Source organism: Klebsiella electrica (genome assembly GCF_006711645.1).
Taxonomy (GTDB): Bacteria; Pseudomonadota; Gammaproteobacteria; order Enterobacterales; family Enterobacteriaceae; genus Klebsiella; species Klebsiella electrica.
In genome coordinates this window covers 1,968,018-1,986,324 of record NZ_CP041247.1, presented here as the reverse complement: position 1 = coordinate 1,986,324, position 18,307 = coordinate 1,968,018, and the positions used below count along the sequence as shown (strand labels likewise).

Annotated in this window: 18 protein-coding genes and 1 pseudogene; 9 read left to right on the top strand and 10 right to left on the bottom strand. The window is 56.1% G+C overall.

The window, feature by feature from the left end; all coding sequences use genetic code 11:
• Window positions 1-179: 179 nt before the first annotated feature.
• From prc to Electrica_RS09385, 3 genes and pseudogenes are all read right to left on the bottom strand, one after another.
• The gene (gene prc, locus Electrica_RS09395; RefSeq protein WP_141964346.1) at window positions 180-2,228 is read right to left on the bottom strand and encodes a carboxy terminal-processing peptidase; all 2,049 of its coding nucleotides are present in this window, start codon (window positions 2,226-2,228) and stop codon (window positions 180-182) included.
• 19 nt (window positions 2,229-2,247) lie between these two features.
• On the bottom strand, window positions 2,248-2,922 hold the full coding sequence (proQ, locus tag Electrica_RS09390; protein WP_004863942.1) for an RNA chaperone ProQ: 675 nt from the start codon (window positions 2,920-2,922) through the stop codon (window positions 2,248-2,250).
• A gap of 81 nt (window positions 2,923-3,003) precedes the next feature.
• Window positions 3,004-3,517: pseudogene (locus Electrica_RS09385) on the bottom strand (GAF domain-containing protein).
• Window positions 3,518-3,649: 132 nt separating this feature from the next.
• On the opposite strand from Electrica_RS09385, the gene yebS reads away from it, so the two are divergent.
• The 5 genes from yebS to Electrica_RS09360 all read left to right on the top strand — a co-directional run bounded on the left by yebS (window position 3,650) and on the right by Electrica_RS09360 (window position 9,681).
• Window positions 3,650-4,933 carry a membrane integrity lipid transport subunit YebS gene (yebS, locus tag Electrica_RS09380; protein WP_100682327.1) on the top strand — a complete coding sequence of 428 codons (1,284 nt, stop codon included), beginning with the start codon at window positions 3,650-3,652 and terminating at the stop codon, window positions 4,931-4,933.
• Entirely contained in the window at window positions 4,902-7,535 is a 2,634-nt protein-coding gene (locus Electrica_RS09375) for a PqiB family protein (RefSeq protein ID WP_141964345.1), read from the top strand. The genes yebS and Electrica_RS09375 overlap by 32 nt, the downstream gene beginning before the upstream one ends.
• A 74-nt stretch (window positions 7,536-7,609) precedes the next feature.
• The gene (gene rsmF / locus Electrica_RS09370; RefSeq protein ID WP_141964344.1) at window positions 7,610-9,043 is read left to right on the top strand and encodes a 16S rRNA (cytosine(1407)-C(5))-methyltransferase RsmF; all 1,434 of its coding nucleotides are present in this window, start codon (window positions 7,610-7,612) and stop codon (window positions 9,041-9,043) included.
• 114 nt (window positions 9,044-9,157) lie between these two features.
• On the top strand, window positions 9,158-9,397 hold the full coding sequence (locus Electrica_RS09365) for a YebV family protein (RefSeq protein WP_100682324.1): 240 nt from the start codon (window positions 9,158-9,160) through the stop codon (window positions 9,395-9,397).
• A gap of 92 nt (window positions 9,398-9,489) precedes the next feature.
• A complete protein-coding gene (locus tag Electrica_RS09360) occupies window positions 9,490-9,681 on the top strand; it encodes a YdfD/YebW family protein (protein WP_100682323.1) in 192 nt (63 codons plus the stop codon).
• On the opposite strand, the gene pphA is transcribed toward Electrica_RS09360, so the two are convergent.
• Window positions 9,678-10,331, bottom strand: coding sequence for a protein-serine/threonine phosphatase (gene pphA, locus Electrica_RS09355; RefSeq protein ID WP_131047781.1), 654 nt, complete (start codon window positions 10,329-10,331; stop codon window positions 9,678-9,680). The genes Electrica_RS09360 and pphA overlap by 4 nt on opposite strands.
• Window positions 10,332-10,474: 143 nt before the next feature.
• Between pphA and Electrica_RS09350 the strand changes: the two genes are divergently transcribed.
• Together Electrica_RS09350 and Electrica_RS09345 are read left to right on the top strand one after the other, a co-directional pair.
• The gene (locus tag Electrica_RS09350) at window positions 10,475-11,446 is read left to right on the top strand and encodes a VirK/YbjX family protein (RefSeq protein ID WP_208764247.1); all 972 of its coding nucleotides are present in this window, start codon (window positions 10,475-10,477) and stop codon (window positions 11,444-11,446) included.
• Between the two features lie 121 nt (window positions 11,447-11,567).
• On the top strand, window positions 11,568-11,711 hold the full coding sequence (locus Electrica_RS09345) for an Ecr family regulatory small membrane protein (RefSeq protein WP_141964342.1): 144 nt from the start codon (window positions 11,568-11,570) through the stop codon (window positions 11,709-11,711).
• 566 nt (window positions 11,712-12,277) lie between these two features.
• On the opposite strand, the gene Electrica_RS09340 is transcribed toward Electrica_RS09345, so the two are convergent.
• Genes Electrica_RS09340 through yobA form a run of 3 tightly spaced genes read right to left on the bottom strand, consistent with a single transcriptional unit; the run spans window position 12,278 to window position 13,880 of the window.
• Window positions 12,278-12,619, bottom strand: coding sequence for a YebY family protein (locus Electrica_RS09340; RefSeq protein WP_131050311.1), 342 nt, complete (start codon window positions 12,617-12,619; stop codon window positions 12,278-12,280).
• A gap of 13 nt (window positions 12,620-12,632) precedes the next feature.
• Window positions 12,633-13,502, bottom strand: coding sequence for a copper homeostasis membrane protein CopD (gene copD / locus Electrica_RS09335; protein WP_141964341.1), 870 nt, complete (start codon window positions 13,500-13,502; stop codon window positions 12,633-12,635).
• Window positions 13,503-13,505: 3 nt separating this feature from the next.
• Window positions 13,506-13,880 (bottom strand): CopC domain-containing protein YobA, encoded by a 375-nt coding sequence (gene yobA / locus Electrica_RS09330; RefSeq protein WP_142255865.1) that lies wholly within the window; start codon window positions 13,878-13,880, stop codon window positions 13,506-13,508.
• 126 nt (window positions 13,881-14,006) lie between these two features.
• On the opposite strand from yobA, the gene Electrica_RS09325 reads away from it, so the two are divergent.
• Complete coding sequence (locus tag Electrica_RS09325) at window positions 14,007-14,237, top strand: DNA polymerase III subunit theta (RefSeq protein ID WP_004863978.1); 231 nt, start codon at window positions 14,007-14,009, stop codon at window positions 14,235-14,237.
• Window positions 14,238-14,315: 78 nt separating this feature from the next.
• Complete coding sequence (exoX, locus tag Electrica_RS09320; protein ID WP_131050313.1) at window positions 14,316-14,975, top strand: exodeoxyribonuclease X; 660 nt, start codon at window positions 14,316-14,318, stop codon at window positions 14,973-14,975.
• Window positions 14,976-14,980: 5 nt separating this feature from the next.
• Here exoX and ptrB read toward each other — a convergent pair whose 3' ends face one another.
• From ptrB to Electrica_RS09305, 3 genes are all read right to left on the bottom strand, one after another.
• Entirely contained in the window at window positions 14,981-17,041 is a 2,061-nt protein-coding gene (gene ptrB / locus Electrica_RS09315; protein WP_141964340.1) for an oligopeptidase B, read from the bottom strand.
• Window positions 17,042-17,158: 117 nt separating this feature from the next.
• The gene (locus Electrica_RS09310) at window positions 17,159-17,845 is read right to left on the bottom strand and encodes a tellurite resistance TerB family protein (protein WP_141964339.1); all 687 of its coding nucleotides are present in this window, start codon (window positions 17,843-17,845) and stop codon (window positions 17,159-17,161) included.
• A gap of 97 nt (window positions 17,846-17,942) precedes the next feature.
• Window positions 17,943-18,302: a YebG family protein gene (locus tag Electrica_RS09305; RefSeq protein ID WP_141964338.1), complete on the bottom strand. Its 360-nt coding sequence runs from the start codon at window positions 18,300-18,302 to the stop codon at window positions 17,943-17,945.
• Window positions 18,303-18,307: the final 5 nt, after the last annotated feature.

Below are 18,307 nucleotides of genomic sequence, written 5' to 3'. Positions count from 1 at the left end.
GGTAGAACGTTAATTTTCAACGATCAGGCCCCGCTAAGTCACGAGAAAAACACAACTTTACATTTTGTCACATCGAACTGACATCCACATAAGTTGTTGACATTTTGTATGTATCAGAGAGGTCGTTCTGGCGGGTGACGGAAAGAAAAACGGGCACAATGATTGTGCCCGTTGGGTGCTTATTTGCTGACCGGCGGTTCTACCGCGGGCATCTCTTTCTCAAGATGCGCGAGGTCGACCGCAATGCGGACCGTCTCATCAAGATACGGATCCGGCTCCTGGTAGTCCTTCGGCAGATCGTCCAGTTTCTTCAGCAGCGGCTTACCTTCGCGTTTCAGGCGGTCGTTAATCCGTGCCAGGCGCGTCGCATCGTCTTCTTCGTTCTCTTTCTCACGCTGAGCGTAGTTGAGAGAAACAATATAACGCTTATCTTTCATTGCGTTATAGCGAGCGATGTCCTTCATGATGTACTGGAACTCAGGATCTTTGGCGATCCGCGCCTCGTGCAGCTTCAGCAACTGCGGATTAAACGGCTGTAAATCACCAGATTTCACGTAGGTCGCCGCATTGACGCTATCCCACGGCAGCGCGTTATCTTCATACTGCTCGCCGGTCTCACGCTCTTCGCTACCGGTCGGCATCATGATGTCCGGCGTGACGCCCTTGCGCTGAGTACTACCGCCGTTGATGCGATAGAATTTCTGGATGGTGTACTGTACGGAACCCAGCGCCGGCCAGTCAGGGCGCAGCATCTGATCGTAGATACGGTTCAGCGAACGGTACTGCTGGACGGTCCCTTTACCGAAGGTCGGCTCCCCGACGATCAGCGCGCGGCCATAATCCTGCATCGCAGCGGCGAAAATTTCAGACGCCGAGGCGCTGAAACGATCGACCAGCACCACCAGCGGGCCTTTGTAGTACACCACGCCATCGGTATCGCTGTCTTCACGCACCTTGCCGTTGTTGTCGCGAACCTGGACAACCGGGCCGGATGGAATAAACAGGCCAGAAAGCGAAACGGCTTCGGTCAGCGCCCCGCCACCGTTACCGCGCAGATCGATAACAATGCTGCTGACGTTTTGTTTCTCCAGCTTCTGCAGCTGCACCTTGACGTCATCCGTCAGGCCAACGTAGAAGCCCGGGATATCCAGCACGCCGACTTTCTGTTTGCCGACGGTTTTCACCGACATTTTCACCGCGCGGTCTTCAAGACGAATGCGCTCTCGGGTCAGCGTGACGATACGGGTTTTGGCACCCTTACCGGCAGGCAGAATTTCGAGACGCACTTTGCTGCCCTTCGGCCCTTTAATCAGCGCGACAACGTCATCCAGACGCCAGCCGATGACGTCAACCATACCTTTACCCGTCTGGCCGACGCCGACAATACGATCGCCGACGGCGATCGATTTACTCTTCGCCGCCGGACCGCCGGCAACCAGCGAATTGATGACCGTATAGTCGTCATCCATTTGCAGTACCGCGCCGATACCTTCAAGCGACAGGCTCATTTCGGTATTGAACTGTTCGGTATTGCGCGGGGAGAGATAGTTGGTGTGCGGGTCGATCTCGCGAGCGAAAGCGGTCATCGCCAGCGAGAACACGTCTTCGCTGTTGGACTGCGCCAGACGACGAATGGCGAATTTGTAGCGACGCGTTAAGGTATCGCGAATTTCTTTATCATCTTTGCCAGTGAGCTTCAGGCTCAGCTGGTCAAACTTAACCTTGGCGTCCCACAGCGCGTTGAGCTCGGCTTCGTCTTTCGGCCAGGGGGCTTTGCTGCGGTCAAGGTTAAAGTTGTCGTTGCCGGTAAAGTCCATCGGACGTTCCAGCACCTTTAATGCATACTGATAGCGCTCAAAACGACGCTTCTGCGCCAGGTTATACAGGTCGTAAAAAACGTCCAGCTTTCCCGTACGCAGCTCATCGCCGATTTGATTCTTCTTCGCCGAGAACTGAGCAACATCACTGGCCAACAGCACGTTGTGGCTGTAGTCCAGCAGATTCAGATAGCGGTCGAAAATTTTTGCCGAGAAGGCGTCGTCGAGATCAAATTGCCGATAGTGAGAACGGGTAAAGCGCGAGGTTACGCGCTCGCTCACCGTCGCGTGCTGCGGCTCTTCTTTCAGCACGGGGATTTGGTCAACTCGAGTGATATCGTCCACGGCGAACGCATGGCCTGCTATTGCCAGCAGGCCCGCAAACGCGGTGAGCTTAAAGAATTTGTTCATGCCTGGCCCGGCCTCCGTTTCAGAACACCAGGTGTTCTGCGCGTACAATCATTGACATACCAGAAGTCAGCTGTACACGAACGCCATCTTTGGTGATTTCCAGAACGGTGGCGTCCATGGCGTTGTTGCCTGCTTTCACCTTCAGAGCCTGGCCAACGCTTAACGCAGTCAGATCTGATACAGGGGTATGACGCTCTTCACGCGGTGCTTTCGCAACGGCTGGACGCGGCTTACGCTGTTCGGTGCCTTCTTTGCGACGAACCTGAGGACGCGGCTTGCGCTCACGACGAGCACCGTCTTCCTGCTGCCCAGCAGCCGCGGCGGCTTCGCGTTTTTTCGCCTGCTGGCTTGCGCGCTGCGCCTGAACGCGAGCTTTTGCTTCTTCGAGCTGCTGACGAGCGTGAGCAACATGCTGCTCTTCCAGTTCGCCGCACGGGTTGCCGTCAAGGTCAACGCGGACTGCGCCAGGCTTAACGCCGTACAGATAGCGCCAGCTCGAAGTATAAAGACGTAAAGCGGCACGAAGTTGGGTTTTGCTGAGATTCATCTCCCCCCCAACACGCTCCACGAGATCCTGAAAAATACCGACTTTCAGGGGGCGAGCTTCGCCTTCAGCGCTGAAGCACTGAGGGAAACGTTCGGCCAGAAACGCGATAACTTCTTTACTGCTATTCAACTTAGGTTGATTTTCCATGAAATTTCCTGATTACAACGGACGTAGCCAACAAGCCGCAGGCATGAACAGGCGTCATTATAATGACGCCATCGCTAAATGCTACGTTATCCGTTGATTATCCTGCGACGTGGGCGAATATTTTTTGATAGTCAGTCGCAGAAATGAGTTTTTCCAGATGCGCGACCAGCTCAGCCAGCCCCTGTTCATCCTCAGCGGTGAAGCGGGACGCGGCGGTGCTGTCGATATCCAGAACGCCAATAATCTGATTGTTAACCTGCAGCGGAAAGACGATTTCCGAATTGCTGGCGGCATCACATGCGATATGTCCCGCGAAGGCATGGACATCATCTACCCGCTGGACGCGATTTTGCGCCACGGCCGTGCCGCAAACGCCCCGCCCGACCGGAATCCGTACGCAGGCCAGTTTGCCCTGGAATGGTCCTAAAACCAGCGTCTCCCCTTCAAGCAGATAGAAACCTGCCCAGTTGACCTCGCTCAGACGCTCAAACAACAGCGCGCTGGTATTAGAGATCATGGCCAGAAAACTGGTCTCGCCTGCCATTAATGCCTGAAAATCACGGTTCAAGTCCGCGTAAAATTCTGTTTTGTTCATTATCCAGTCACTTAGTTGTCTTACAGCAAAATACGCATTGCCTAATAAAATAAGCATTAAATGCGTTCAGGCTCAAGATGAATTCATTCCTGGGTTAATATAGTGAGATACATTCATACCTGTACGTAATAAATGCCACTAAAAACACAACCGATAACACCGGCAAAAAAGATGGTCGTGCATGCGATAAGCAGTTCGCTGCCGCAGGCGCATTATCACCGCTGTCCGCAGTGTGACGTTCTTTTTCGTTTGCCGGTGCTGAAGCGTCATCAAAGCGCCTGGTGCCCCCGCTGCAATGCGAAAGTGCGCGATGGCCGTGACTGGTCTCTGACGCGGCTGGGCTGTATGGCCATTACCATGATACTCCTGATGCCCTTCGCCTGGACCGAGCCGCTGTTGCGTCTGCATCTGCTCGGCGTACGTATCGATGCCAACGTGATTCAGGGGATCTGGCAAATGACCGGTCAGGGCGATCCGCTCACTGCCGCGATGGTGCTGTTTTGCGCGATTGGCGCGCCGGCGCTGCTGGTCATCTCTATCTCCTATCTCTGGCTGGGAAACGTTCTGGGCATGAATTTACGCCCGGTGCTGCTGATGCTGGAGAAGCTCAAAGAGTGGGTGATGCTGGATATCTATCTGGTCGGTATCGGTGTGGCCTCTATCAAAGTGCAGGATTACGCCTTCCTGCAACCGGGCGTCGGGCTTGTGGCCTTTATCTCGCTCACCCTGCTGAGCATTCTGACTATCATTCATATGAACGTCGAAGAGTTGTGGGAGCGATTTTATCCCCAGCGACCCGCGTTTCGGGCCGACCCGGCGCTACAGGTTTGCACCGGCTGTCATTACACCGGCTTTCGCGATCCCCGCGGACGCTGCCGACGTTGCCATACGCCGCTCCACCATCGACGGCCGCAAAGCCTGCAGCGGAGCTGGGCCGGGCTGATTGCTTCGATGGTCTTCCTGCTGCCCGCTAACCTGCTGCCGATCTCGATTATTTACGTCAACGGCGCGCGCCAGGATGACACGATTCTGTCGGGGATCATGTCGTTGGCCAATAGCAATGTGGCGATTGCTGGCGTGGTGTTTATCGCCAGTATCCTGGTGCCATTTACCAAAGTTATTGTGTTGTTTACGCTGTTAGTAAGCATACAATTCAAGTGCGAACAGGGGCTGCGTACCCGCATCATCCTGCTGCGGCTGATTACCTGGATCGGCCGTTGGTCCATGTTGGATCTTTTTGTTATCTCATTAACCATGTCACTGATTAATCGCGACCAACTCCTCGCTTTCACGATGGGGCCTGCTGCGGTATATTTCGGCGCCGCGGTAATATTAACTATCCTTGCTGTTGAATGGCTGGACAGCCGCTTACTTTGGGACGCACATGAGTCAGGAAACGCCCGCTTCACCGACTGAAGCCAGAATTAAAACCAAACGTCGCATCTCGCCATTCTGGCTGCTGCCGGTAATAGCCCTGTTGATCGCCATCTGGCTGATCTGGACCAGCTATAACGATCGCGGAACGACCATCACCATCGACTTCCAGTCGGCCAACGGGATTGTCCCGGGGCGCACGCCTATCCGCTACCAGGGGGTCGAGGTGGGCACCGTCGAGAATATCTCGCTGAGCAAAGATCTGAGCAAAATTGAAGTCTCTGCCAGCGTGAAAGGCGATATGAAAGAGGCTCTGCGCAAGGATACCCAGTTCTGGCTGGTTACGCCGAAAGCCTCGCTGGCCGGGGTATCCGGACTTGATGCGCTGGTTGGCGGTAACTATATCGGTATGATGCCGGGCCAGGGCGACCCGGAGGACCATTTCGTCGCCCTCGATACCCAGCCGAAATACCATATCAACAACGGCGAGCTGATGATTCATCTGCAGGCGCCGGACCTCGGTTCGCTCACCAGCGGTTCGCTGGTCTACTTCCGCAAGATTCCGGTGGGCCGGGTTTACGATTTTGCGCTCAATGATAACAACCAGGGCGTCACTATCGATGTGCTGATCGAACGCCGCTTTACGAACCTGGTGAAAAAAGGCAGCCGCTTCTGGAATGTGTCAGGCGTTAAGGCCGATGTCGGCCTCAGCGGCGCGAAGGTCCAGCTCGAAAGCCTGTCCGCGCTGGTTAACGGCGCCATTGCCTTTGACTCTCCTGCCGATTCCCAGGCCGCGCAACAAAACGATGAGTTTGGTCTGTACGAAGATTTGGCTCACAGCCAGCGCGGGGTCCTGGTCACTCTGGAGTTGCCTGACGGCGAAGGTCTGAAAGCCGGCTCCACTCCGCTCATGTATCAGGGGCTGGAAGTCGGGCAACTGACCAAACTCAACCTTAATCCCGGCAGTAAAGTGACCGGTGAGATGACGGTTGATCCAAGCGTTGTCACCCTGCTCAGGGAGAAGACACTTATCCAGATGAAAAAGCCGAAAATCTCGCTGGATAACCCCAGCCTCAGCGCCCTGCTGACCGGGAATACCTTCGAACTGGTGCCCGGAGAGGGAGAGACGCGGAATCACTTTGTGGTGCTTCCGGCCGATAAATCCCTGCTCGAAGAACCGGATGTGGCTACCCTCACGCTCACGGCGGCGGAGAGTTACGGTATTGATGCCGGGCAGCCGCTGGTGCTGCACGGCGTGAAAGTAGGCCAGGTTCTGGAGCGCAAGCTGACCGCTAAAGGCGTCACGTTCCAGGTGGCCATTACTCCTGAGTATCGCGACCTGGTGCGCGGCGACAGTAAATTTGTCGTTAACAGCCGCTTTGATGTGAAGGTGGGTTTTGATGGCATTAAAGTGCTGGGCGCCAGCGCCAGCGAGTGGGTCGAAGGCGGTATTCGCATTATCCCTGGCGAGAAAGGGGCCATCCAGGCCAGCTATCCGCTGTATGCCAATATGGAGAAGGCGGAAGAAAACAGCCTCAGCGAAGTGCCCACCACCACCCTCAGCCTGACGGCTGAAACCCTGCCGGATGTGCAGGAAGGCTCGGTGGTGCTGTACCGTAAGTTTGCCGTCGGCGAGATCATTTCGGTTAAACCCCGCCGCAATGCCTTTGATATCGATCTGCATATCAAGCCGGAATATCGCCATCTGTTGACCAACAATAGCGTCTTCTGGGCCGAGGGGGGCGCCAAAGTCCAGCTCGATGGCAATGGTCTGACGGTGCAGGCGTCACCGCTGTCGCGGGCCCTGAAAGGCGCGATTAGCTTCGACGATCTCAGCGGTAGCAGCGCCGGCGCGCGAATGGGCAACAAACGTATTCTCTACGCTTCCGAAACCGCCGCGCGGGCGGTCGGTGGCCAGATTACGCTGCATGCCTTTGATGCAGGTAAAATTTCCGCAGGAATGCCGATCCGCTATCTGGGCATTAATATCGGCCAGATCCAGTCCCTGAATTTGATTACCGCGAAAAACGAAGTTCAGGCGAAAGCGGTTCTCTATCCGGAGTACGTCGACACCTTCACCCGCGGCGGGACACGCTTCTCGGTGATCACCCCGCAGATTTCTGCGGCGGGCGTCGAACACCTGGATACCATTTTCCAGCCCTATATCAATGTTGAACCTGGTCGCGGCACGCCACGCCGTGATTTCGAAATTCAGGAAACGACCATTAGCGACTCCCGCTATATTGACGGTCTGAGCATCGTGGTTGAAGTGCCGGAAGCCGGGTCGCTGGATATCGGGACGCCGGTACTGTTCCGCGGACTGGAAGTCGGTACGGTCACCGGGCTGACGCTGGGCTCGATGTCGGATCGCGTGATGGTCAAATTGCGGATCAGCAAACGCTATCAGTATCTGGTGCGTAACAATTCGGTCTTCTGGCTCTCTTCCGGCTATAACCTCGACTTTGGCCTGATTGGCGGCGTCGTGAAAACCGGGACCTTTAACCAGTTCATTCGCGGCGGCATCTCCTTCGCCACCCCCCCGGGCACGCCGCTGGCACCGAAGGCGCAGGATGGCAAACACTTCCTGCTGCTGGAAAACGAACCAAAAGAGTGGCGTGAATGGGGCACAGCCCTGCCACAGTAAGCAAAACGCTCCGGTGTCCCCCGCCGGAGCGTTTATGATAAACTGCGCACCCTTTTTTCTTGTGGTGCGCACCCGTGGCTCAAAACGCAGTCTATTTTCCTGACCAATTCCTTGCTCAAATGCGTGACGCGATGCCTACGCATCTCTCGTTCGAGGCGTTTATCGCCGCCTGTCAGCGCCCGTTGCGCCGCAGCCTGCGCGTGAATACGCTGAAAATTTCCGTCACCGACTTTGTGCAGCGGGTAGCGCCCTATGGCTGGCAGCTGACGCCGATCCCGTGGTGCGAAGAGGGCTTTTGGATCGAACGCGATGATGAGGACGCCCTGCCGCTGGGCAGCACCGCCGAACATCTCAGCGGCCTGTTTTATATTCAGGAAGCCAGCTCGATGCTGCCGGTTGCCGCGCTGTTTGCCGATGGCGACATGCCGCAGCGGGTCATGGATGTGGCCGCCGCGCCGGGCTCAAAAACCACGCAGATCGCCGCGCGCATGGGAAATGAAGGCGGGATCCTCGCCAATGAGTTTTCCGCCAGCCGGGTTAAAGTGCTGCATGCCAATATCAGCCGCTGCGGCATCAGCAACGTTGCCTTGACCCACTTCGATGGCCGGGTGTTTGGCGCCGCGCTGCCGGAGTGCTTTGATGCCATCCTGCTGGATGCGCCCTGCTCCGGCGAAGGGGTGGTGCGCAAAGATCCCGATGCGTTGAAAAACTGGTCGCCGGAGAGTAATCAGCAGATCGCCGAAACCCAGCGGGAGCTGATCGATAGCGCATTTCACGCGCTGCGCCCCGGCGGCACGCTGGTGTACTCAACCTGTACCCTCAACCGGGAAGAGAACGAAGAGGTCGTGCAGTGGCTGTTGGCCCGCTATCCGCAGGCGGTCGAGGTGCTAGCGCTCGGGGCGCTGTTCCCGCAGGCGACGGATGCCTTAACCGCAGAGGGATTTCTCCACGTCTTTCCGCAGATTTTTGACTGCGAAGGCTTTTTTGTTGCCCGCCTCAAGAAAACCGCGGCGATCGAAGCGCTACCGGCGCCGGGTTACAAAGTCGGAAAATTTCCTTTCTCAGCGCTTAAAAGCCGTGAGGCAGCAGCGATTTCCGCCGCTGCCGCCGCCATCGGACTGCGCTGGGATGACGGTCATACGCTGTGGCAGCGTGATAAAGAGATTTGGCTGTTCCCGAAAGCGCTGGAATCATTGATAGGCCAGGTCCGTTTTTCGCGGATTGGCATTCGCCTGGCGGAAACCCATAACAAAGGCTATCGCTGGCAGTACGAAGCGGTCATTGCGCTCGCCGCGCCGGATGCCCCTTTTGAACTGACACCGGATGAAGCGCAAGAGTGGTATCGCGGCCGCGACATCTATCCGCAAACGCCGCCGCAGCAGGATGAAGTCATCGTCACGTTCCAGGGGGCGCCCCTGGGGCTGGCGAAAAAAGTCGGCTCCCGTTTGAAAAACAGCTATCCGCGAGAGCTGGTTCGCGACGGTAAACTTTTTGCCGGCAAGGCGTGATAGAGTGCAAAAAAACCGCATTTTTTTACTGGCGGTTTGTCCCCCGTTGTCTACGCTGAAAAATGTCGGCCCGACTGGTCGTACCACAACTCAGCGCAACAACGGGGTGAATTTATGCGTAAAACCAACATTCGAATCGGCGCATTTGAGATAGATGATGCCGAGCTGCACGGCGAACAGCAGGGAGAGCGAACGTTAAGTATTCCTTGCAAATCCGATCCGGACCTCTGCATGCAGCTGGATGGCTGGGATGCGGAAACCAGCGTCCCTGCCATTCTTGATGGCCAACATTCCGTCCTCTACCGTAAGCACTACGATCAACAATCCGATGCCTGGGTCATGCGCGTTGCCTGATTCAAAAAGAACCCGTCGCCTGAGACGGGTTATTTATTCCCGCCGTTTATGGGCTACCCTATACTGATAACAAACCCAAACATGGGGCCACGATGTTCGCCTTAGTTTTGTTTATTTGTTATCTGGACGGTGGTTGCGAAGATATTGTCGTCGACGTTTACGATAATGAACAACGGTGCCTTGTCGCGATGGACGATCAGCGGATACGCCATGGCGGCTGTTTTCCGGTTGAGGATTTTATTGATAGTTTCTGGCAGCCTGCCCGCGAATACAGCGATTTTTAAACCGTTGATTGCAGCTGTACCAGAGTCAGCGTACCGCCGAATACCGCCCCCGTATCAATATAATGTTGATTATCGCTATCATAGCGTTGCTTCAACGGCGTGTGGCCAAACCAGAAGTGGTCCGCTCCACCTATCGCGCCATGTCGACCAGCCAGATGATCCATCAGCCGTTGTCGGCTCCAGAGCACCTGTTGTTCGTCGACCGGCTGCTGCCAACGATAGGTCGCCGCCGGGTAATCGGCGTGGGCCACAATATGACGCTGCGATCCGGCGCTGAGTTCCACGATCAGCGGCAGCTGGCGACAGCTCCTGAGATGTTCGTCAATGTGTCGCCGTTCGCTGCGCGTGCTCTCCTGATACCAGTGGCCTCCGTTCATGGCCCATAGCGTCTGCACCCCGCTCTCCTGCGCATCCAGCGCCATCTGTTCATGATTACCGCGCACCGCACAGAACCAGCGGCAGTCGAGAAGCGCGAGACATTTCGCGCTTTGCGGCCCGCGATCGATCAAATCGCCCACGGAAACGAGAAGATCCTGGTAAGGGTCGAATTTTATATGCCGCAACTGGCTCATCAATAAGGCAAAGCAGCCGTGCAGATCGCCAATCAGCCAGATATTGCGCCAGGCCGAACCATCGATGCGTTGATACATATTTTGTCCTCCTGATGCAATTATAGTTAATTCGCTCCCCGGCTCTCCCGAAGATCCCCACCTCAATCAAATATAAACGAAACAGAAATATAGTCCGCCAGGATATTAATCTCACCTCACCGGACCCTTAAAATAGAGGCTAAATAACAACGAGGTATTTTATCGTGACGGACAATAGCCTGCACTCCGCCTTCGCACAACAGCCACGCACCCATCTTATTGCCGATCTGGTGATGGGCAGACTTATTCCCGCTCCGATTTGGCAAAAGCGTAATTACCGGCTTAAATTTTTATTGCGTACGGCCTTATTTTATACGCCAACGCGCGCGATGCTGGATAATCTTTCCGGGCGTCCTGACTTTAATCAGTTACTTGCCGCACAGGTCACCCTGCCGGGTAAAGTTCACCGCCAGTATCTGAGACGTGGGTTAAACGCCAGCCAGCGCGCCCAGGCGATTATCAGCCACTATCAGTTCATCGACTCACTGTCAGGCGCGAAGCTGGCTGCCGCGATGACCGCCGCCAACGAGACGACCCTGCTGGAATTGCAGGGCAAAGATGAGGCCCGCTTCACTCTCTCAGCCTCCTCCGCAGGTAAAGCCGAGCGCGAAGGCGAAACCACATTGTGGCTGCACGACGGCAACCAGACGCTGCTGGCCAGCGCCACGTTCAGCGTCGTGCGCCAGCAGGAGCAATGGCAGCTGGTTATCGGCGGACTGCAGGGGCCGCGACGCGATGTGCCGCACGAAGTCATCAAACTCGCCACCCGCGCCTGCTATGGTCTGTTTCCTAAACGCCTGCTGCTCGAATTTATCTGGGCGCTGGCCGCAAGAAGTCACATTCAGGCCATTTATGGCGTAAGCGATAACGGTCACGTTTTCCGCGCGCTGCGCTATCGTCTCAGCAAGGGGCGCCATTTCCACGCCAGCTATGATGAGTTCTGGCAGTCTATTGATGGCGTAGCCGATGGCGCCTGGCGCTGGCGCTTACCGTTACAGATGGAAAGAAAATCACTGGAAGAGATAGCCAGTAAAAAGCGGGCAGAATACCGCCGCCGTTTTCAGCTGCTGGACGAACTGACCGCGCAGGTCGCGCAGCTGACTCCCCAACTCTGACGGACTAACACCTGTTCATATCAAACAAACGCCGTTTTTAAATCACGGCGTTTGCATCTTATCCTGTGGTTTCGTTACTATCATACCTTCATCGTTTTCCTTTCGGGTAGTCATTGAAGTTATGAGTAAAAGTGAAATTGCCCTTCTGGTTATTGTGATAATAATTTTGCTCGCTGCGCTTTGGTTTATTTTCAGCGGTGAAGTTTGGGCCCTCGTCAGCTACCTTGAATCCCAGCTGTATCCGTCATTCACCGCCCCTGAATAATGCCTTGTTTTGATCACGCCACCTTCTTCACCCCGCCCTTTTATTTGCTATCAATAAGCAGCCAAATAGTTCGCCATAAAATCATATCCCGGCGTATATTCGGCGCCTGAATATCCCGCTCAGATGACGGCCTGCTCTCCAAAAGCGCGGTGCGTCATCGCCAGAGGCTGACCCGTAATCCGGCTCAGATTTTCTGTAAAGAGAATGTGAAGGCGTTTTTTGTTGTGGTATAAGGGGAAAAGACCGTAACGCGAAATGCGGGATGATTTGCGGTCTTATTGCGTAACGATTTGATAAGTTTCAGATAAAAAGAGACCGAACACGATTCCTGTATTCGGTCCAGGGAAATGGCTCTTGGGAGAGAGCCGTGCGCTAAAAGTTGGCATTAATGCAGGCTAAGTCGCCTTGCCTTATAAGAATAGTTTACCGCGTCAGGTTTTCCAGTCCGCAACAAAAGTGGTCGAATAATTCCTGGCAAAATGGTCAGTGCCAACAAAAAACCGCCGCTTCCTGAGAGGAATGCCGGCGGTTTTTTATATGCTAATACAGTAAGATACGCGCGGGGATCAGCAAAGCTTCTGCGCGCGCTCAATAAATGGCGCCAGGCTCATTTTTTGTCCCGGATGTTGCGGATCGTCAACCTGGATCACAGAGATCGGCTGCGCGCTGGTTTTACCCGCTTTCACCTGCTGCTCAGCAACGTCATTCAACGGATACTGCACCAGCGTGCTGGGGTTAATGGCATACAGCGCATTCCCCGGGCGGCAGGTCAACATCACCTCCTCGCGATTGAACGCCCAATTATCCTTTCCCACTTCGAAGCGGCTAACGGTGATAATCTGCGGTGCCGCCAGCGCGACGCCGGAGCTTGCCAGTAACAACATAGTTAAAAGAGTTTTTTTCATGATTTAGCCAGTTAATTCAGTAAGGTTCCCAGGTTGCAAACAGGCTGACGGCCAGCAGCGCCAATGCTCCAAGCGCCATTTCAACCTGCGTGGTGCGCAAAATGAGCGACTCCGCTCGCGTTCCGTTCACCGACATACGTGGCACCAGAACATACCTGTTCACCAGCGCAATTGCTACCATCGCTGCGACCAGGGCACATTTGATCAATAACATCTCTCCCCACGGCGAATCACGGAATAATCCCCCCTGGATAAGCAACGCATTCACCACGCCGCTGGCAATCGCGCCGGCGACCGCCAGATGCCCGTAGCGAGAAAAGCGCATCATGGTGCCGATAGCGGCTTGCCGCCAGCGCCCGTGCGCCAGGCGCAGGCAGTAGATGAACGGCAGCAGCCCGCCAAACCAGCCGGCGACGCAGAACAGATGCACAGCGTGGTTAGTCCGCTGCGCCGCGCCGCGCACGCCCTCGCTCATGACCGCATGGCCCACGCCCGCCATCAGCAAGATCTGCGCGCACAGCAGTACCAGCAGTAAACGCGCCGGACGACGCGGTTTGAGCCACGCGATCGCCAGCGCAACCCACGCCAGCAGGATCTGCCAGATCCAGACGCTGCCAAAGCGGGTGCCCGCGACGGCTTGCCAGATAGCCGGTTGCCAGAGGTCCGGCCAACCGTTCCCCATCAGGCCGCCTTGCGCCATCAGCATCAGCAGCGCAGAGAGTGCGCTGAGCAGCAAAAGATGCCGCAGTAGCGGGAAGAAGCGCTGCATCAGCAATCGCCGCAAGGCCGGCGGCGCCCACCACGCGCCGTACAGCACGCAGCCAAACGCCACCATCAGCGAGAGAAAGTGGACGAAGCGCAGAGCGATATAGATTCCCGTGAGCATGGGTTATTTCACGGTAAAGTGGTATTGCCCTTTGGTTTTATGGCCATCAACAGAGACCACGTGCCAGTCAACGGTATACTCCCCCGCAGACAGCGACTGCGTCAGCGGAACAATCAGTTGCGCTTTATTGCTGTCGCTGCGCGCCAGCTTGCCGGTAGCAATAGCGTTCTGCTGCGGACCGGTCAGGGTCACTGCGCTAAAGGCGGTTTCAATACCTTCAGAAAAGCTCAGGGTCAGCGATGCGGGAGAAGCGGTGACAGTAGAATCCGCGGCCGGCGTTTGCTGTTGAAGATGCGCATGGGCAAAGGCCGCAGCGCTGACCAGGAAACCGGCGACAAAAACGGAGGCGCGCAGCGCACGCCCGGCGATGGTACGCATAATCGTCATTCCTTTTCGTTATGTATGTAGCACAGAGAATAACCCTGTATAATGGCGTAGTCGAGCGATGCGTCCCGGTCCGACGTCGCGCCCGATCGGTTTTCGGCATCATGAAGGAGAAACCATATGGAAAAAAATCTGGCCAAAATTTCGCAGGACGAGATGGACAAAGTGAACGTCGACCTTGCCGCAGCCGGTGTCGCCTTTAAAGAGCGTTACAATATGCCCGTGGTCGCCGATTTAGTGGAGCGGGAGCAACCGTCACACCTGCGCGACTGGTTCCGTGAACGCCTGATCGCCCATCGCCTGGCGTCTGTTTCGCTGTCGCGCCTGCCCTATGAACCCAAAGCGAAATAATTCCCGTCCCCTATGGACGTCCCGGTTGGCAAGCGCTGCGCATTCCATTACGCTGGTTTCTTTGGGCCGGAGTGAGCCATGCTACGCGTAATCGATACGGAAACCTGCGGACTGCAGGGAGGCATTGTTGAAATCGCCTCTGTTGATATTGTCGATGGTCAGATAACCAACCCCATGAGCCATCTGGTTCGTCCCGACCGGCCTATCAGCCCCCAGGCTATGGCGATTCACCGGATCACCGAAGAGATGGTCGCCGATAAGCCGTGGATTGAAGAGGTCCTGCCGCATTACATCGGCAGTCAGTGGTATGTCGCCCACAACGCCAGCTTCGACCGCCGGGTGTTACCGGAAATGCACGGAGAGTGGATCTGCACCATGAAACTGGCCCGTCGCCTGTGGCCTGGGATTAAATACAGCAATATGGGGCTGTATAAATCGCGTAAGCTGAGTGTCGCAACGCCTGCGGGGCTGCATCAACACCGCGCGCTGTACGACTGCTATATCACCGCCGCACTGCTTCTCGATATTATCAACGTTTCCGGCTGGCAACCTGAGGAGATGGCGACCATTACCGGTCGCCCGTCGCTGTTAACCACCTTTACCTTCGGTAAATATCGCGGCAAGGCGGTGGCCGAAATCGCAGAAAACGACCCAGGTTATTTACGCTGGCTGTTCAATAACCTGGATCGGATGAGCCCCGAGCTGCGCTTGACCCTCAAGCACTATCTCGGGGAGTAGCGATGCTAAACGTCCGCCTGGCCGGGTAACGTCCCCTGCGCCAGGCCAATCAAAAAGGCAAACTCCAGCGCCACCCCTTCATAGCTTTTAAAACGCCCCGACTTCCCGCCGTGCCCTGAATCCATATCGGTGCACAGCAGTAGCATGTTATCGTCCGTTTTCAGCTCGCGCAGCTTCGCCACCCATTTTGCCGGTTCCCAGTATTGCACCTGGGAATCGTGCAGACCGGTGGTAACCAGCAGGTGGGGACAGGCCTGCGCCGTGACGCCATCGTAAGGACTGTAGCTCTTCATATAGCGATAGTACTCTTCGTCCTGCGGATTTCCCCACTCCTCAAATTCCCCGGTCGTCAGCGGAATAGACTCGTCGAGCATGGTGGTCAGGACATCGACAAACGGAACCTGAGCGACCACCCCGTGAAACAGCTCCGGCCGCTCATTAATGGCGACGCCCATTAACATCCCGCCCGCGCTGCCGCCCATACCGTAGCACAGGCGAGGATTGCCATACCCCTGCGCCAGCAGCGCATCGCAGACATCGAGATAATCGTTAAAGGTATTTTTCTTACACAGGAACTTGCCGTCTTCGTACCACTGCTGCCCTAATTCACCGCCGCCGCGAACGTGGGCGATCGCAAACACGAAACCACGATCGAGCAGGCTCAAGCGGCTGGCGCTGAAATCAGCATCTTCACTGGCGCCATACGACCCGTAGGCATAGACCAGCAACGGACTGACGCCCTTGCGGAAATGCTCAAGCCGATAAACCAGCGAAACAGGAACCTCCACGCCATCCCGGGCCTGAATCCACAGGTGCTCGCTGCGGTAATGACTGGCCTCAAACCCTTTCACTTCCTGCTGTTTCAGTACCCGCCGCTCACCGGTATCCATATCCAGCTCAAACAGCGTATCCGGCGTGGTCATGGATGAGTATCCGTAGCGCAAGCGGGAAGTTTCCGGCTCCGGATTATAGGCAAGCCAGGTCACGTAGGCCGGGTCATCAAAGGCGATCCCAACCCCTTCCCGGGTCTTGCGGTTGATCTGACGCAGGCTGGTTAACCCGCGCTGGCGCTCCTCGACCACCAACCAGTCGGTAAACAGGGTGAATCCCTCGAGCATCACCTCCTGGCGCGGGGCAATCAGCGTCTCCCACTGCTGTTCGTCGCGTTCATGGGTACGATAGAGACCAAAGTTTTTCCCCTCGCGGTTGGAGCGAAGATAAAAAGCATGCTGGTAATGATCGAGACTGTACTCGTGATCTTTACGCCGCGGCAGGAAACATACCGGTTCCGCATCCGGCATTTCGGTATTCAGCAGCCGTACTTCGCTGGTGGTCGCGCTGGCAAGATAGATCACGGCGAATTGCCGGGAGGTGGTGGTATGGAGGCTGACGTAGAAGGTTTCATCCGTCTCCTCGTAGACCAGCACGTCGGAAAGCGGCGACGCGCCCACGGTATGCCGCCAGACCTGATAAGGCAGCAGCGTAGTCGGGTGCTTGCGGACATACCACAGCGTCTGCGAATCATTGCTCCAGGCAAATTCCGGCGAAACGTTTTCCAGCACTTCAGGGTACCATTCGCCATTTTGCAGATTGCACAAGCGCAGGCTATATTGCCTTCGGGAGAGATAATCCTCCGCCAGCGCCATGATCATGTTATCCGGCGAAATGCCCAGCCCGCCGAGAGTATAGAATTCGCTCTGCGCCGCGCGCTGATTGCTATCGAGCAGCACCTCCCATTCATCCCACTCCTCTTTCAGCACCGACTGGCGCTGATAGATAGCGTATTCACAGCCCGGCTCATACACCTGACGATAGCGGTAGCCATTTTTGCTGTAGGGCGCGGAGACTTCGCGCGGCGGGATACGGTCAATAATCTCTTTTAGTACCCGCTCCTGCAGGCTACGCTGAGTGGACATGACCTGCTGTCCGTACTCATTTTCCTCGCGAAGATAATCCAGCACTTCCGGCCGCGAACGTTCGTCGTCGCGCAGCCAGAAGTAATTATCGATACGGGTATCGCCATGAAGAGTCATGGCATGAGGGATTCGTTTTGCTTTTGGTGGCATCTTTTGGTCTTCTGCATCCGGTATTTCATACACAAAATCATTCAAGAAGCGGCTTGAAGGATGGCGTGTGTATAAGGGTGGCAAAAGTGGCCCGCGTTGCAAGCAAAACCTGCTGATTTAGGGAGAAAGCGCCTGTTTTTGCGCCTGAATATCCCGTTCGATGTCGGCACGCACTGCCTGCGGCAGCCCTAAAGCCTCACCGAGGGCATTGAGATAGCTGCGCTCCATAAAATGGTCGATATCGATCGCCGCGCAGCTGATGTAATAGATTTCCAGCGCCTCTTGCTCGCTGTTGAGGCCCTGCGCCAGGCGCTGCGGGTCAAGCGGCTGCGCCAGGGCACGATCGATCAATACACGCCCCTGCACGGCAATATCGGCGGCGCGCAGCTGCTCTTCGATGTTTGCCCGTTCGCTGTCATCGATGTGCCCGTCGCTTTTAGCGGCGAACACCAGCGCCAGAATGAGTCGTTCACTGCGCGCATCAAGCCCGGAGGCTGGCGAGGTTGACGACCCGCCAGGCTGTGCTGCGGAAGCGGCAGATTGCGCAGGGGAATTCTCCCGCATTTTCTGCTGATACTTGTTCCACAGCACGCTCCCCGCCACCGCGCCGCCGCCAACCAACAGTGCGCTGGTGCCATATTTGGCCAGCAGCTTGCGCGATGACTTACTCGCCACCAGCAGCCCCGCCAGCCCGCCCAGCGCACCGGGCAGAAGGAAGCTTTTACCATCCGGCCGCTCGCCTGATGAGGAAGACGGTCCCTGCTGGCCCAGCAGGGACTGGAGTTGATTAAGCCAGTTAGCCATGATTTCCCTCGTTGCTTATTACGCGATGTCATCAGCCTAAACGACGAGATGTCAGGAAATGTTATGAGCAACTAAAGATGCGCAAATTCGGCCGCACTCAGGCGGCCTTCACCTTGCGCGATGCCGCGGGTTGTTCGCTCGCCCCCTCCGCTGCGGCCTCTGAGGCTTCAGCCGCGGCGCTCTCATCCTGGGAAACCTGCCCGCCCGTAGCATCTTCCGCTTCCGGGAGCTTTCCCGATTTCAGGATGTGGTTCAATGTCTCTTTGCGTTCCGCCAGCCACATTGCCATTTCATCGCGCTGGGTTTCGTCCAGCGTCAGCGGGCACGCTACCAGCCAGTCGTTGAGGACCTCGGCAAGATCGAGCATTTTGTCGTAAGCATCGGCCTCTTTTTTGCTGGTAAACGACATTTTTTCCTCACCTTCGCGGATCACCACATATTTAATTTCAACCGCCATTGTGC

Coding starts and splice junctions, on each gene's coding strand:
- copD (WP_141964341.1), bottom strand. CDS start 13,502: ATGCTCACGGGAATCTATATCGCTCTGCGCTTCGTCCACTTTCTCTCG.
- proQ (WP_004863942.1), bottom strand. CDS start 2,922: ATGGAAAATCAACCTAAGTTGAATAGCAGTAAAGAAGTTATCGCGTTT.
- exoX (WP_131050313.1), top strand. CDS start 14,316: ATGCTACGCGTAATCGATACGGAAACCTGCGGACTGCAGGGAGGCATT.
- Electrica_RS09365 (WP_100682324.1), top strand. CDS start 9,158: ATGCGTAAAACCAACATTCGAATCGGCGCATTTGAGATAGATGATGCC.
- yebS (WP_100682327.1), top strand. CDS start 3,650: ATGCCACTAAAAACACAACCGATAACACCGGCAAAAAAGATGGTCGTG.
- Electrica_RS09310 (WP_141964339.1), bottom strand. CDS start 17,845: ATGGCTAACTGGCTTAATCAACTCCAGTCCCTGCTGGGCCAGCAGGGA.
- Electrica_RS09345 (WP_141964342.1), top strand. CDS start 11,568: ATGAGTAAAAGTGAAATTGCCCTTCTGGTTATTGTGATAATAATTTTG.
- Electrica_RS09360 (WP_100682323.1), top strand. CDS start 9,490: ATGTTCGCCTTAGTTTTGTTTATTTGTTATCTGGACGGTGGTTGCGAA.
- Electrica_RS09305 (WP_141964338.1), bottom strand. CDS start 18,302: ATGGCGGTTGAAATTAAATATGTGGTGATCCGCGAAGGTGAGGAAAAA.
- Electrica_RS09375 (WP_141964345.1), top strand. CDS start 4,902: ATGAGTCAGGAAACGCCCGCTTCACCGACTGAAGCCAGAATTAAAACC.
- Electrica_RS09325 (WP_004863978.1), top strand. CDS start 14,007: ATGGAAAAAAATCTGGCCAAAATTTCGCAGGACGAGATGGACAAAGTG.
- prc (WP_141964346.1), bottom strand. CDS start 2,228: ATGAACAAATTCTTTAAGCTCACCGCGTTTGCGGGCCTGCTGGCAATA.
- pphA (WP_131047781.1), bottom strand. CDS start 10,331: ATGTATCAACGCATCGATGGTTCGGCCTGGCGCAATATCTGGCTGATT.
- ptrB (WP_141964340.1), bottom strand. CDS start 17,041: ATGCCACCAAAAGCAAAACGAATCCCTCATGCCATGACTCTTCATGGC.
- yobA (WP_142255865.1), bottom strand. CDS start 13,880: ATGCGTACCATCGCCGGGCGTGCGCTGCGCGCCTCCGTTTTTGTCGCC.